This window comes from Micromonospora sp. NPDC048040 (assembly GCF_055587185.1).
Window position 1 is genome coordinate 159,163 of the sequence record NZ_JBVJGT010000011.1, and the last position, 15,371, is coordinate 174,533.

A 15,371-nucleotide genomic window follows, 5' to 3' on the forward strand; every position below is an offset into this window, starting at 1 on the left:
ATGGGTGGCCTGCGTTTCCTGCCCTGGGTCCGCGACGGCGTCGCCCGCGTGGTCTCCCACACCGACACCCTCACCGGCGCGCTGCCCCGCCCCCGCGCCGAGGTGACCCTCACCGTCGCCGCGCTCGGCACCGACACCGCCACCGGCGACACCGAGCAGATCACCGGCACCTCGACGGCGCTGCTGCACGGGCCGGGCGACGTCGTCGGCGTCGACCCGCAGGAGATCATCCGCAGCTACCCGGCGCCCGGCGCGGAGAACGTCGAGGTGTCCCTGCTGGCCGCGGTCGAGTTCGACAACCCCGACCTGCCGTGGCGGTACACCCCGGCGCGGCCGGACGACAACGGCGCGCTGCGCCCGTGGCTGGTCCTCGTCGTGGTGCCGGTCGGCGAGGACGGCGCGCAGCTGCGCACGCAGCCGGGCCAGGCCCTGGCCCGGCTCGCCACCACGGTGCGGCACCTGCCGGTGCTGGCCGAGTCGTGGGCGTGGGCACACGCCCAGGTGCTGGTCACCGACGACGAGGACCTGTCCGAGGTGATCGCCTCCGCCCCGGAGCGCACCCTGTCGCGGCTGGTGTGCCCGCGCCGGCTCGCCGCCGGCACCGACTACCTGGCCGCCGTGGTGCCCGCCTTCGCCGCCGGGGTCCGCGCCGGGCTCGGCGAGACCGTCGACGACACCGGCCCGCTCGCCCCCGCCTGGGGTCCCGACTCGGCCCACCCCGGCCCCGACGATCCGGTGCTGCTGCCCGTCTACCACCACTGGACGTTCCGCACCGGGCCCGACGGGGACTTCGAGTCCCTGGCCCGCCGGCTGCGGGCCCGGGTCCTGCCCGACGACGTCGGCCGGCAGCCGGTCGACATCGCCGCGCCCGGCGGCGGCCTGCCCGCCGGCGACGACGAGGGCGTCGAGGGCCGGTCCGTGCTCGGCTTCGAAGGCGCCCTCGCCGCGCCCGGCATGACCCCGACCGTCTGGGCCGACGACGTCCGCCAGGCCTGGCAGGGCGCGCTCACCGACCTGCTGCGCCACGCCGACGACCGGCTGACCCCGCCGCTGTACGGCAACATCCACACCCAGCAGGGGCAGGTCCCCACCGGCGGCGCGGAACCGCGCTGGCTGGCCGGGCTCAACCTGGACCCCCGATACCGGGCCGCCGCCGCCCTCGGCACCCAGGTGGTGCAACGCCACCAGGAGGACCTGGCCGCCGCCGCGTGGGAACGGGCCGCCGAGCTGCGCGAGGCCAACGAGCAGCTCCGCCGCGGCCAGGCCGCCCGGGACACCGCCACCGCCCTGTTCGCCCGCCGGGTCGACCCGGACTCCCCCGGCACGCCGGTCGGCGACGACCAGCTCGTGGCCATGACCCAGCCGGTACACGACCTCGTCGACCCGGGCGCCGGCGCCCGCCTCGCCGCCGCCGGCGACCCGCTCGACCGGCAGCTCGACGGCAACCCGGGCGCGCGGGCCGCCACCAGCGCGCCGCTGCGCCGGCTGCTGCGCCCCCGCGGGCCCCTCGCCCGCCGGGTCGACGCCGACGGCGGCCCGGCGGCGCTGGCCCGGCTGGCCGGCGGCGCCAGCGCGGTGCCCGCCGCGAAGGTGCCCGCCGGCGGCAAGGTGCTGGACACGCTGGTCACCGACGGCCGTGGGCTCGGCTCGCTGACCCGCGCCGTCATCGAGCAGGCCGCCCAGAACCCGTGGTGGCACACCACCAGCACGGCCGGCCTCACGGCGGGCATCCGGGCGCTGGCCGCCGACGACCCGGTCACCACCGTGGCCACCAACGCCGGCGACCTGCTCGGCGCCGACCGGTTCTTCCTCGGCGCCGCCGACGGTCGGCTGTTCGAACGCCGCCGCGTCGGCGAGCAGTGGGTGTGGCGCGACCACGGCCTCCCGCCGGGCACCGCCGTGGCCACCTCCGGCGCCACCGTGGCACCTGACCGGGTGTTCGTCCGCACCCGCGACAGCCGCCTGTTCGAGCGGCGGTGGGACGGCGACCGGTGGGTGTGGCGCGACTGCGGCGCGCCGCCGCTCGGGGTACGCAGCCGCCCGACGGCCGGCGGCAACCTGGTCCACGTGCTCGGCGGGGACGGGAACCTGTACCGCTACGACCCGGCGGCCGGGTCGTGGGCGTCGCTGGGCAAGCCGGCGATGTGGTCCACCGAACGGCTCTGGGGCACCCCCCGCCCGATCGGGACGACGGTCCTGGTCGCCACCAGCCACAACCGGCTGTTCGTCCACAGCGGGCAGTGGAGCCAGGTCGGCAACGACGCCATCCCGCCGGTGTGGGGTTCACCGGCCAGCCAGCACCCGTCCGCGTACGGGTCCCGCTTCTCCTACCTCACCACGGACGGCTGGCTGGTCTCCCAGCTCTCCGACGGCTCCCTCTACCGGCACGACGCGGCCCCCGATGGGCGGCGGCTGGTCTCGCTCGGGCAGCAGGCGGCCCAGATCGGCGAGGACGACGGCATGTCGATCATCGCCCTCGGCGCGCCCGACGCCAACCCGGCCGACGTGCGCCTCATGCGCCGCTACCGCTACTACCACGACGGGCACGAACGGGAGTACTGGGGCTGGGAAGTGATCGGGTCCGCGCCGGCCGGGGGCCTCGGCCGGCACCGCCCCGGGCCCGTGCTCGGCGAGTTCCGCAGCGGCGAGATCTTCGCCGTGACCGGCGACGGCCGGCTCACCTCGTGGCGCTGGGGCTACGCACCGACCGGCTGGATCGACCACGGCATCCCCGCCGACCCGCGCGGCGCCGGCCCGGACACCGCGCCCGCCCCGGCGCACCTGCGGTTCGCCCCCCGGGTGGGGCTGCTCGCGTCGCTGCTGTTCACCCACACCGTCCCGGTGGGCGCGGGCAGCCGAGCCCGGATGCAGATCGGGCACAACGTGGGCGACGACGGCGCGGTGCGGGAGAACGTCCTCACCGCCGCCGTGGACGGACCGGCCATCCCCGTGGCCGCCCGCGCCACCGCCACCACGATCGGCCCCCTCGCGCCGAACGGCCGCCCGGCCCTGGTCACCGCCGCCCTGCTGCCCGGCGCGGACGGCACCTGCCGGATCAGCTACTGGATCGGCCGGGACGCCACCGCCACCGGCACGGCCGCCGCCGGGTGGAGCGGCCCGTACGAGCTGCCCGACCCGGTCAGCGCCCACGCCGCCGGCCTCGACGTCGCCCTCGCCGACCTCGACGGCGACGAGCAGCCCGAACTCGTCGTCGCGTACGGGGTGAGCCGCCCCGGCGGCACCGAGAACCGGGTGCACTACCGCGTCGGGTGGGGCCTGGACGCGGCCGGCACGGTGACCCGCGGGTGGGGTGACTCGCAGCCCACCCCGCAGCAACTCGACACCATCACCGCCGTCGGCGTCGACGTGGTCGACATGACCGGCGACCAGGTCCCCGACCTGCTGGTCTTCGCCGCCGGCGCGGTCGGCGCCACCCCGGTGGCCCGCTACCTCACCGGGCTCGGGCTCAACCGGCGCGGCCGGATCGTCAACGGCTGGACGACCGCCCGCGCGGTGCCCGACGAGGCGGCCGTCGCCGGCGCCGCCGGGGCGGGCATCGCCGTGGCCGACGTGACCGGCACCCGCCGCCCCGACCTCGTCGTCGCCCGCCGCAGCGGCACCACCGTCACCTACCGCACCGCCTTCGACCTCGACCCCGCCGGCGTACCCGTCAGCTGGAGCCCCGCGGTCACCGTCACCGGGGCCGCCGACGCCGGCACCGCCCGCGGCTGCGCGGTCGCGATCGCCGACCTGCGGGCCGACCTCGTCGCCGACCGGGCCCAAATGGGCGACGACTTCATGGCCGCGGCCGCGGCCCACCAGGGCCGGCTCGCCCCGGCGCAGTCGCTGGCCCGCAACCACCGGCCCGTGCCGGTCGACCTCACCACCGCCGCAGCGGCCGTACGCGAGACGGTCCGCCCCGAGACCGCCGTGGCCGGGGAGGTGCTCGCCGGACTCAGCCTCGGCGACGGCGAACTGGTCGACGCCCTGCCCGACAGCGGCGACCCGCTGCGCCGGCTGCTCGCCGGGGTCAGCTTCACCGTCCCCGCCTACGAACTGCTGCGCGGCCTGTCCCAGGAGCACGTCGTGCCGAACCTGCCCGCGGTGGCGCCGGAGACGATGACCGCGCTGGCCGCCAACCCCCGGTTCATCGAGGCGTTCCTGGTCGGGCTCAACCACGAGATGAGCCGGGAGATGCTGTGGCGGGAGTTCCCCGCCGACCCGCGGCAGACCTGGTTCCGGCAGTTCTGGGACGTCCGCGGCGCCGTCTCGGCCGGCGCGCCACTGACCGACATCCCGCCGCTGACCGACGACGCCTGGCTCAACGGGCCGCTGGGCAGCCACCTCACCGCCGTCGGCGCCCCCGGCGAGCAGTCCCTCGTGCTGGTCATCCGCGGTGAGCTGCTGCGCCGCTACCCGTCCACCATCGTCACCATGCGTCAGGCCACGTGGACCGGGCCCGAGCAGCGGGAACCGGCCGGGCCGGACATCCTGTCCATCTTCCACGCGTGGCTGTCGCCCGACCTGCTGCTGTTCGGGTTCCCGTTCACCGCCGACGTCGCCCGCGGCGCCACCCGGCAGGCCGCCGGCCCCGCCGGCTACTTCTTCCTGCTGCGCGAGCAGCCGGCCGCGCCCCGCTTCGGCGTCGACCTCACCGGCGACCCGCTGCCGCCGGACGCGGTCGTCTTCGCCGCCCGGCAGGGCCGCAACGCCGCCGACACCGCCCTCGCGGTGCTGCAACGCCCCGTCCTGCTCGCCCGCCACGCCAGCGACCTGCTACCGACGCCGGAGACCCAGTGATGACCACCTCGTCGTACGCCGCGAACCGGCCGCCGCTGTCCACCGTGCTCACGCAGACCCCGTGGACGTCGTCCGCGCTCGTCCCCGCGGTCATGCTGCCGGTGCGCCTGGAGACCCGGTTCGCCGGCGCGACCCTGAAGATCCGCGTCTACCCCGACCAGATCCACGTCGACGACCACGAGCCGGACCTCACCGCCGAGGAGATCGCCGCCGGCCGGGCGTACTGGGGCGAGGGCCGGCCCGGCGGCGTCACCGGCGCACCCGACGAGGCGGCCTGGAACGACCTGGTCCGCCGCTTCGGCGCGCCCCGCGCCGCCTGGATCGCCCGGGTGATGGAACCCGTCGCCGGCGACTTCCCCGAGCCGCAGCCCCGCCCCGGCCCCTGGTGCGAACCGGCCCGGGCCCGGCTGCTGCCCACCCGCTGGTACGCCGTCGGCCGCACCGCCAGCGGCCGGCTGTTCACCGGCACCTCCGGCACCGTCACCCCGGACCTGCCCGTCGGACCCACCCCCGTGCCGGCCGGCGGCACCGGCACCATCGACCAGGTGCCGGCCGAGGCGCCGCCCGTGGACGCCGGGATGCGCTGGACCGTCGACTTCGCCACCGCCGAGGCCGCCGGCATGGCGCTGACCGTCACCGTCCCCACCGGCACCGACGGGAAACCGGAGACGGTGGAACGGCTGCTGGTGTTCGGGCTCGACACCACCGCCGCGCCCGACGCCTCCGCGAAGGCCCTCGGGCGCCTGCTGGAGGCGCACGCCGCGACCGACGGGCTGGCGTTCCTCGCCCCCGACACCCCCACCAACAACACCGCCACCGCCGCGCCGGCGGCGGCCCCCACCACCGCCGCGCCGCGCGCCGCCGACACCGCCACCGGGGCCGGGGCGCCCGACGCCGCCGCCGCGCTGGTCGCCGCGGCCCTGGGCGTGTCGCTGACCGCCGAACCCGACGACGCGCTGACCGCCGCCCGGGGCGCGCCGACCCGCGAGGGCGCGCCGACCGCGCTCGCCCGCGGCACCGGCGCCGCCGTCGCCGACCGACCCACCGGCCGGCTGGTGCGGCGACTGCTCTGGCCGGCCAGCTTCGGCGCCCTGCTGCGGGACCCGCTGCCCGTCGCCACCGCCGCCGAGCAGGCCGCGCTGCGCGAGCACTTCGTCGCCCACGTGCACGCCGACGGGCCGCTGCCGACGCTGCGCATCGGCCGCCAGCCGTACGGACTGCTGCCGGTGGCCAGCCTGCGGGACTGGCGCCCGGCCGGCGGCGGCGAGGCCCGGGCCGTCGGGCTGCTCACCAAGCTGTGGCAGCAGGTGTGGCTGCCCTCCCCCGTTTCCCGGATCGTTCCCGGCCTCGCCGACCCCGAGCGCACACTGCTGGACATCCTGGCCACCGACGCGCGGGTGCTGGAGGTACGCGCCCGCAGCATGCTCGGCAACGAGTACGTCAGCTGGCTGTGGCGCTTCGCCCGCCTCGGCCTCGGCCCGGACTGGCGCGAGCAGGTGGTCGAACCGGCCCGGGACCTGCTCGCCGCCCTCGGGCTGGGCAGCCCCACCGACCCGCGGCTGTCCCTGGCCGTGTTCGCCAAGGAGGCGTACGCCCTCGGCACGCCCCTGCTCGACGGGCCCGGACAGCCGCGCGCCGACCGGATCCGCGCGTACCTCGACGCGCTCGCCGCCGTCGGCCTGGAAGGCGACGAGGTGCCGGCGAGCCCCGGCGACGGGCCGGTGCCGCTGTTCCACCGGCTGCTGCGCGCCGCCCTGATCGCCGAGCACTCCGCCGCCGCGCACGCGTTCGCCGCCGAGGCGGCCCTGCCCGCCGCGGCGGAGGTCCCGGAGCCGGAACTGGTCGACATCCGCCCGCACGACCGCACCCCGGTGCTGCGCCGCCGCCTCGCCGTGCCCGTGCCCGGCGCCCCCGGCGAGACCGTCGGCAGCTACCTCGCCAGTTCCCAGCTCGACCCCCGCCACATCCGGGCCACCACCGACCTGCGCGCCTTCCGTGCCGCCCTGACCGACCTGGGCGACGCGCTCGACGACGGGCTGTCCCCCGCCGACCTGCACCGGCACGTCGCCGGCACCCTCGGCCTGGCCACGCACCGGTTGGACGCCTGGATCACCTCGCTGGCCACCCGCCGGCTGGCCCAACTCACCGCCGGGCCGCCGACCGGGGTGCACGTCGGCGGGTACGGCTGGCTGGTCGACCTGCGGCCGGCCGGGCCGCCGCGGCTGGTGCCCCGCCCCGCCGACGTGCCCGACACCGTGGCACCGCCCACGCTGCCCGTCGCCCCCGACGGCGCGGGTCACGTGCACGCCCCCTCGCCAGCGCAGGCCGTCACCACCGCCGTGCTACGCAGCGCGTGGCGCTCGCACCACGGCGGCGACCACCCGATGGCCGTCGACCTCTCCTCCCGCCGGGTCCGCCTCGCCGAGCAACTGCTCGACGGCGTCCGCGCCGGCCAGAGCCTCGGCGCCCTGCTCGGCTACCGCTTCGAGCGCGGCCTGCACGACCACCCCGACGGCCCGCTGGACCAGTTCCTGCCGTTGTTCCGCCGGCTCGCGCCAGCGCGCGCCCACCGTGTCGACGCCCACGACGACACCACCACGGTCACCGCGACCGTCGAGTCGGCGGCGACCGTCGACGGGCTGGAACTGCACCGGCTGCACCAGGCCAAGGCCATCGAGTCACCACTCGACGCGCTGCCCGGCGCGGCCCGCACCGCCGTGCGGCAGGTCCTCGCCGACCTGGCCGACGCCACCGACGCCGTGGCCGACACGCTGCTCGCCGAGAGCGTCCACCAGCTCGCCCTGGGCGACATGAACCGGGCCGCGGCCGCCGTCGACGCCGCCTCCGGCGCCGCCGCCAGCCCACCCCAGCTACACGTCACCCGCACGCCGGCCACCGGCGCGACCCTCACCCACCGGGTGCTGCTGCTGATCAACGTCGACGACCGGATAGACCCGCTGCGGCAGGACTGGCCGGCCGCCCGCGCCCAGCACCCGCGCATCATCGGCAGCCCCGCCGACGCGCTCACCGCCGTGCTGCTGCCGCCCTCGCCGCGGGTGTTCTGGCGCTACCGCTGGCACGCCCCCCACGGCGTCACCGCCACGCCGTGGCGCGACGCGAGTCTGGACCGGCTGCAGACCCCGGCGATCGACCTGCTCGCCGCCCCGCCACACCCCGGCCGCCCCGACGACGCCGAACTGGACCGCCGCATCGCCCTCGTCACCTGGGCGAAGCTGCTGCCCGCCGAGGTGCGACCGGACTGGACGCTGGAGCTGGACTACGACCGCGACCCGGCCTGGGCAGCGGACAAGGTCGGCCTGGCCGAGTTCCTGCACGCCGTGAACGTGCTGCGGGACCTGTTCGGCCGCTCCCGGCCGGTCCTCGCCGCCGACCTGGGCCTGGACCCGGACGCGCCCCCGCAGGTCGATCCGGTGATGAAGGCGCAGACCGACGAGCTGTGGCAGTCGGCGCGGACCGCCGCCGCCGCGCTGCGGGCCACCCCGGCCGCCGACGCGCCCGGCTGGGACGAGACGGCGGTCCGCCTGCTGCTGGACACCGCCGCCGGATTCGGCGTCACCGGCGCGGTGCCCCCGCCGCCGGCCGCCGGCACCGCCGCCGCGGTCGCCGACGCCGCCCTGGTCGCCGGCCACGAGCTGGACCGCCGGCTGGCCGCCCACTGCCGGGTCGTCGCCGACCTGCACGACCGGGCCCCCTGTCCACCGTCGGCCTGCACCTGCGACCCGGCGACCGACTTCGACCGGCCGACCGCACCCCCCGCGCGGCGGCGGGACGCCCAGATCGCCCGCGTCCGGGCGCTGCTCGGCCCCGACATGCCGGTCCTGACCGCCGCCGGCGCGCCCCAGCCGGAGCGGTTGGCCGCCGCGCTGGCCGCCAGCGACGCGTTGCAGGGCGGCTCCCCCCACCCGGTGCGCCGGTGGCTGTCCCGCTACGGCCGGGTCCGCCCCGCCGTCGGCCGGCTCCAGGAGGTGCTGACCGCCGCGCAGGCACTGGACGCCGGCGGCGTGGTGAAGCTGCCCGCCACCGTCCGGGTGGCACAGCTGCCGTACGCCCCCGGCGACCGCTGGGTGGGCGAGGCCCCGCCGCGCGCGAACACCGAACCGGTGTCCCTGGTCGTCGTCTCCCCCGGCGGCATCGACCCGACCAGGCCGGTGCACGGCCTGCTGGTCGACGAGTGGACGGAGGTGGTGCCCGCCGGGCGGGTGCAGACCGGGCTCACCTTCGAGTACGACGCCCCCGGCGCCGCCGCGCCGCAGGCGGTGCTGCTCGGCCTCGCGCCCGACGGCGCCGCGACGTGGCAGCCGGCCACCCTCGCCAACGTCCTGGAGGAGGCCCTCGACCTGGCCGTCGCCCGCGCCGTCGACGTCGACTCCCTCGGCGCGGCCGGCCAGTTCCTGCCCGCCCTCTACTTCCCCACCAACATCGCCGAGACCACGACCACCACCGACTTCGTCCCCGACGCGACGCTCGCGCCGCAGGGCGGGCAGGAGGGCCAGTGACCACCGCCGAACCAGCCCTGGCCGACACGCACACCCCGTCGGTCACCACCTGGACCCGCCTCGAACCGCGTACCCGCCGCGCCGACCTGGCCCCCGCCGTGGAGGCCCGCACCGCCGACCCGTTGTGGCTGCTCGCCCGGCAGTGGCAGCTCGGCGAGTTCACCGGCGAGGACACCGGCTCGCCGGTCAGCGCCCGGGTGCACGCCGAGGCCGCCCGGTTCACCCGCTACCGGCCCGGCACGGCCTCCGGCAGCACGGTCGGCCTGCCCACCGCCACACCGTTGGAGGCGGTGGTGGAACGGGAGTCCGCCGCCACCGCCGGCGACCTGCGCTTCGCCGTCGAGAGCGGCCAGCAGCTGCTGCGGTCGCTCGCCGCCGCCGGCGCCGGCGAGCTGGCACCCCGGCTGTGCAGCAGGTATCCCGTCCCCGCCGTGCCGCCCGACGCCGCGTCGGCCGCGGACGCCGAGACCCTCGGCTACCTGCGCATCGCCGCCGGCCGCGTACCGCACGGCGACCTGGCGCTGCGCGCCTGCGCCGAAGGCCGGTTCGTCGCCGAGAACGAGGTGCCGTCCGCCCTGGTCGGCGCGGTCACCGCCGCGATCGCCGAGTGGATGACCTGGCTGGGCGTGCCGCCCCGCCCCGCCGGCCCACCGGACGGCTACCTGCTGCAACTGCCCGCCGTGCTGGCGCCGGGCGCGTCCCGGCCCGCCGCGCCGCCGTGGCCGCCCGAGGACTTCACGCCCCTGTTCAGCGCCCCCGGCCAGGAGGGGCCCGCGTGGCGGCGCGAGCGGCTGGAGTACGACTTCGCCGTCGGCGCGCACGGCTGCGCCGGCGAACTTGTCCTCACCGCCCACGAGTACGACGGCGACCGGCTGGACTGGTACCACTTCGACCACGAACCCGGGGCGACCGTCGACGCCGTCCCGGCGGTCGAGGACGTCGTCAAGGTGCTGCTGCCCACCCCGGTCGCGTACGCCGGCATGCCCTCGACCCGCTTCTGGGAGTTGGAGGACGCCCGGGTCAACCTGGCCGGCATCGGCGCCGGCGCCGGCGACCTGGCCCGGATGTTCCTGGTCGAGTACGGCCTCGTCTACGGCAACGACCACTTCCTGGTGCCGCTGGAGCTGCCCGTCGGGTCCGCCACCCGGATCCGGTCGCTGATCGTCACCGACACCTTCGGCATCCAGACGCTCGTGCCGGCCGCGCCCGACGACACGGCGCTGTTCCGCCCGTCCGGGGCGACCGCCGGCGGGCCGGCCGACGTGCTGGTCCTGCCCGCGACGGCCGCCGTCACCCTCGACTCCGAGCCGGTGGAGGAGGTACGCCTCGGCCGCGACGAGATGGCGAACCTGGCGTGGGCCGTCGAACGGACCGTCACCGGCGCCACCGGCCGGCCGATCGACCGCGGCGCCCAGGTGGGTCGGGCGACGCCGCCGCCGCGGCCACCGGTCGCCGACGCCGAGGCGGTGCCCAGCCTGTCGTACGCCTTCGCCACGACCGTGCCGGACAACTGGGTGCCGCTGATCCCGGGGCCGACGCAGGACCGGCCCGACGTGGTCCGGCTGCGCCGGGTCCCGCTGCAACAGCCGTCCCGCGAGGGTCCGCCGGTCGCGGTCGCCGGCCACAGTCGCCTGCTCGACTGGCGCTGGCGCGGCGACGACCTGGTCGAGCTGGCCATCCCCGAGGAGGAGGTGCCGCGCGCCGGCACCCGGCTGCTGCGCCGGTGGCAGCTCGCCCGGTGGACCGACGGGTCGGTGCACCTGTGGCTGGGCCGCGCCCGCCACACCGGCACGGGCGAGCTGTCCAGCGGCCTGCGCTACGACACCGTCCAACCGCGCTGAACGACCCCACCCGCGCACCGACCGAACCAGATCAGCGGAGACCACCATGACGATCACCTGGAAGAACGACCTGCCGCTGCCGATGGCCCGGCCCCGGTACTACGACCACCAGTACCTGCGCGCCGGCGACCTGACCCAGGCGCTGGACTACCTGCTGGCCCGGCAGAACCTCGCCGCCCGGCTGCTGCAGCCCAGGGGCGTGGTCACCGGCCTCGACCTGACCGCCACCGGCGGCGACGTGACGATCGGCCAGGGCGTGGCGATCGACGGCGCCGGCCGGGTGATCGTGCTGGCGGAGAACACCCGCAAGGCCCTGCCCGCCGAGGGCAGCAGCTGGCACGTGGTGATCCGTTACCACGAGTACCTCAGCGAGCGGCGCGACGAGGGCGGGGTCGCCGGCGAGACCCGGTGGACCGAGGAGGGCCGCATCGAGTTCTCCGCCGCCGCCCCCGCCGACCCGACGAACGCCATCGTGCTCGGCACGGTCACCCGCGCCGGCGGCACGATCACGGTGCAGGGCACCGGGCGGGTGGCGGCGGGCCTCCGGGTCCCGGTCGGGGCCATCGTGCCGGCCGTCGGCGGCGGCGCCCAGTCCGGCATCACCTTCCCCACCGACCCGGGCGGCGGCGCGGGCGACGAGGCGTACATCCGGTACTGGCCGTACAGCGGCGAGAACACCATCCTGCGCATCGCCAACAACAACGACGCCGACGACATCATCGCCTTCACGCAGCAGAACGCGGACCGGCTGCGCATCGCCGGCGGCATGCTGCACCTGGGCAGCATGGAGGGGGCCACCGTCTCCCCCGGCCAGGTGGTCACCGGGCTCGGCTTCTGGGGCCCCGGCGTGCAGCACGCGCAACTGTCGTTCCGGGCCGGCAGGGGCTTCGAGCTGGTCGACCGCAGCAACGACGTGCCGGGGCTCGGTTACGGCGAGGGCAGCAAGCCGTACGCCGACCTGGCGGTCAAGGAGCTGCGGGCGGCGAGCCTGCGCGGGCGCGGCGGGCTGTCGCTGACCGCCGAGGGCGGCGTCGCCGTGCGGGCCACCGGCGGCGTCACCGTGGTCAAGGACGCCAACGGCAACGGCGACCTGACGGTGCAGGGTGGCCTGTGGACGGGCGGGAACATCTCCATGCCGTCCTATGGCTCCCTCAACGGCGCGAACCGACTGCACATCAACGGCCCCGAACGGCTCTACCTGCTCAACAGCGCCGGCGTCTACGTCGGCTACGGCGAGGGCAGCGGCCCGGAGACCGGCTGCCTGTGGGTCGAGAAGCGCGGCTTCTTCGGCGGGAACGTCCAGATCAACGGCCAGCTCGGCGTCGCGGTCAGCCCGAACACGGTGCCCTCCTGGAGCGGCGGCGGCATCAGCACGTTCGACCTGTTCTCCTCCGGCGCGATCTATCTCGGCACCGAGTCGGGCGGCTACACGATCAGCCTGATGGCCGGCAGCGGCGTGATCAAGGGCAAGTCCAAGCAGTTCGCCATCGACCACCCGCTGGACGCCCCCGACGCCACCGAACGCCGCCAGCTCATCCACGCCGCCATCGAAGGGCCGGAGAACGGCGTCTACTACCGGGGTGAGGCGCGGCTGGACGGCGGCACCGCCACCGTCGAACTGCCCGCGTACTTTGAGGCGCTGACCCGGCCGGAGGGCCGGACCGTGCACCTGACGCCGGTCTTCGACGACGACGAGCCGGTCTCCGCGCTGGCCGCGAGCCGGGTGAAGGACGGGGCCTTCCGCGTCCGCACCGTCGACGGGTCGCCGGCCTCGCACGCCTTCTACTGGGAGGTCAAGGCCGTCCGCGACGACCTGGAGCCGCTCGAGGTGGAGGTGCCGGCGACGCATTGACCTGCCCTCGGGGCCGGGCCACCCGTAATCGGGCCCGGCCCCTGCGGCCGGTGCTGTCCATGCGTCAGGGGTTCACGCGCGTGGGCGCGCCGCGGGGCCGCCAGCCGGCCGGCGGGTCCTCACCGACCAGTCCGTCCACCGCCTCGCGGAGCAGGTCGGCGTGGCCGGTGTGCCGGCCGTACTCCTCGACGAGGTCGCAGACGAGCCGGCGCAGGCTGGCGTGGCGGCCGTCGGGTGTGGCGGCGTGAACGGGTTGGTCGAGCCCGCCGTCGGCCAGGGCCGCGTCGAGCCTCGCGCGGGATCGTTCGACGGCGCCGTCCCACAGCGCGTAGAGCTGTTCGGGAGTGTCGGTGGCGGCGGAGGCGAACGACCAGTCGTTGCCGCCGTCCCAGGCGCTGCCCTCCCACGGCGCGCCGATCGGCTGCCCGGTCAGCTTGGTCGTGAAGGTGCTGTCCTCCACGGCGGCGAGATGCTTGAGCAGGCCGCCGAGGGTCAGCGAGGAGGCGCCGAAGCGGGTCCGCAGCGCGGCGGCGTCGAGGCCGTCGGCCTTCCAACGGAAGGTCGCACGCAGCCGGTCGAGCGCACCGACGAGATGCTCGACCTCGGTGCCGGCGAGGGGCGGCTCCCACGGGTACTCGCTGTTGCTCATGGCGCCACCGTAGCTCTGGCCTCCGACAACCCGTGTCCGCGAAGTCACAGACCTTGTGCGGACTCGACCTGGGCCGGGTTGGCCGACGGGCACCACCGACTGACGAACCGGTCAGCGGCAGAGGGAATCGACGAACGACTCGAAGTCGGGGAACTCGGCCCGTGCCGCCTCGATCACCTCGGGCGCGGTCCGCCGTGCCTGCGGCGCGTAGCGCTCGGCGATCACGGTGCGACGGGCGTCCGGACGGGGGCGGTGCTCGTGGCGCGGCCACATGGTCGCCTCCAGCGGGCCGAAACCATCGGCCAGCAGCCACAGGTAGGCCCCCAGGTCGCCGGCGACGACGGACGTCTCACCTTCGGAGCCGAGGAACACCACCGGCTGCCGGTCGACCGGCTCACCCGGCCGGGCCAGCCAGAAGGCGGCCAGTCCGCCGGTGCCGTCCCGGCCGAAGATCCGCAGGTCCAGGCCGTCCATCGAGCTGTTGCCGCTCCAGGCGTGCCACCACTCGGCGGTCTCGCCGAGGGTGCGAAAGCTGTCGTACGGCTCGAAGTCGACGCCGTCGCCGCCCGCGTAGTCGAAGCCGCCGTCCTGGGCCTCCCGCAGCGCGGCGGGCAGGGTGAGTTCTTCTCCGGTCACCCGCGCACCGTAGCGGGGGCCACGACAGGAACGGCGCGACCACCCGGCTCGACCATCTCGACCGGCCGCCCCGACTCGACAAGGGCGCCGTGGCGGCCGGCACGAACGTCATCGGATCGAGGTTCCAGGGCGTGCCACCTCCGACGCCCGGCGGCAATGACACACGTCACACACATTGACCCAGATCGTCAAATGTGATGCGTCAGCCACTCCTCTCAAATGGACATTCAGCCCTTTCTCCGCCGCACGGAAACGGATCGAAATCAAGGGGTAGCGCATCGCTTCACGTCGTTGCATACTTGCCGCCGACGCACGGGCGATCCCGGCGTGCCGATACCGACCGAAAGGTTATTCCGTGAAGCGTGACCAGTCGCCTGTGCTGCCGGGCAGCGGCGCCACCGACTACGCACGCTATATGCGCACGGACGCGCTGCTCGACCTGCAACGGTCGCCGGCCGAGATGATCCACCGCGACGAACTGCTCTTCCAGGTGGTGCACCAGTCGGCCGAGTTGTGGCTCAAACTGGCGGCGGCCGAGTTGACCGAGGCGACCGCCCGGGTGGGCGCCGGGGACCCCGCGACGGCCGAGGCGCTGCTGACGCGGGCGACGCTCGCCGTGCGGCTGATCACCGACCAACTGGAGATGTTCCGGCACCTGTCCCCCGTGGACTTCCAGGCGATGCAGCCCGCGCTGGGCAACGGCTCCGGCGCCGAGTCGCCGGGCTGGCGGCAGGTCCAGGCGGCCAGCCGGCAACTCGGGCGCGCGTTCGCCGACTGCCTCGCCGAGCGGGGCATCCCGGTGGCGGCGTTGTGCCCGGCAGACCCGGCGGACCCCGTCCACCGGCTGGCCGAGGCGATGGTGGAGTGGGACGAGCGGGTGTCGCTGTGGCGCACGCGGCACTACCAGGTGGCCCTGCGGGTCGGCGGTCACGCTCCGGCCGGCACCCCGGGCAGCCCGGCCACCATGCTCGCCAAACTTGTCGGGCACCGGTTCTTTCCCGATTTGTGGCAGGCCCGACTCCAGCCCGCGGCCGACGATTCCGGTGCCGCCAAGCCCTGACTTCCGCACTCGCCGG

7 protein-coding genes are annotated in these 15,371 nt (G+C 76.2%); 5 read left to right on the forward strand and 2 right to left on the reverse strand.

What is annotated here, in order from left to right; genetic code table 11:
* Genes ACZ6O2_RS14570 through ACZ6O2_RS14585 form a run of 4 tightly spaced genes read left to right on the forward strand, consistent with a single transcriptional unit; the run spans position 1 to position 13,010 of the window.
* Complete coding sequence (locus ACZ6O2_RS14570; protein WP_466023160.1) at positions 1-4,800, forward strand: hypothetical protein; 4,800 nt, start codon at positions 1-3, stop codon at positions 4,798-4,800.
* The gene (locus tag ACZ6O2_RS14575; RefSeq protein ID WP_466023161.1) at positions 4,800-9,317 is read left to right on the forward strand and encodes a hypothetical protein; all 4,518 of its coding nucleotides are present in this window, start codon (positions 4,800-4,802) and stop codon (positions 9,315-9,317) included. Before ACZ6O2_RS14570 ends, ACZ6O2_RS14575 begins: the two co-directional genes overlap by 1 nt.
* Positions 9,314-11,158, forward strand: coding sequence for a hypothetical protein (locus ACZ6O2_RS14580; RefSeq protein WP_466023162.1), 1,845 nt, complete (start codon positions 9,314-9,316; stop codon positions 11,156-11,158). Before ACZ6O2_RS14575 ends, ACZ6O2_RS14580 begins: the two co-directional genes overlap by 4 nt.
* 46 nt (positions 11,159-11,204) lie before the next feature.
* Entirely contained in the window at positions 11,205-13,010 is a 1,806-nt protein-coding gene (locus ACZ6O2_RS14585; protein ID WP_466023163.1) for a hypothetical protein, read from the forward strand.
* 64 nt (positions 13,011-13,074) lie between these two features.
* Here ACZ6O2_RS14585 and ACZ6O2_RS14590 read toward each other — a convergent pair whose 3' ends face one another.
* Positions 13,075-13,659, reverse strand: a complete 585-nt coding sequence (locus tag ACZ6O2_RS14590; RefSeq protein ID WP_466023164.1) for a mycothiol transferase — start codon at positions 13,657-13,659, stop codon at positions 13,075-13,077.
* 111 nt (positions 13,660-13,770) lie between these two features.
* The gene (locus ACZ6O2_RS14595) at positions 13,771-14,295 is read right to left on the reverse strand and encodes an SMI1/KNR4 family protein (protein WP_350704569.1); all 525 of its coding nucleotides are present in this window, start codon (positions 14,293-14,295) and stop codon (positions 13,771-13,773) included.
* 355 nt (positions 14,296-14,650) lie between these two features.
* Here ACZ6O2_RS14595 and ACZ6O2_RS14600 point away from each other — a divergent pair, with 355 nt between their 5' ends.
* Entirely contained in the window at positions 14,651-15,355 is a 705-nt protein-coding gene (locus ACZ6O2_RS14600) for a tryptophan 2,3-dioxygenase family protein (protein WP_466023165.1), read from the forward strand.
* The last annotated feature ends 16 nt before the right edge of the window (positions 15,356-15,371 follow it).

What these genes read in the sequence shown, in the direction of transcription:
- ACZ6O2_RS14575 (WP_466023161.1), top strand. Translation starts at nt 4,800, where the DNA reads ATGACCACCTCGTCGTACGCCGCGAACCGGCCGCCGCTGTCCACCGTG.
- ACZ6O2_RS14590 (WP_466023164.1), bottom strand. Translation starts at nt 13,659, where the DNA reads ATGAGCAACAGCGAGTACCCGTGGGAGCCGCCCCTCGCCGGCACCGAG.
- ACZ6O2_RS14570 (WP_466023160.1), top strand. Translation starts at nt 1, where the DNA reads ATGGGTGGCCTGCGTTTCCTGCCCTGGGTCCGCGACGGCGTCGCCCGC.
- ACZ6O2_RS14585 (WP_466023163.1), top strand. Translation starts at nt 11,205, where the DNA reads ATGACGATCACCTGGAAGAACGACCTGCCGCTGCCGATGGCCCGGCCC.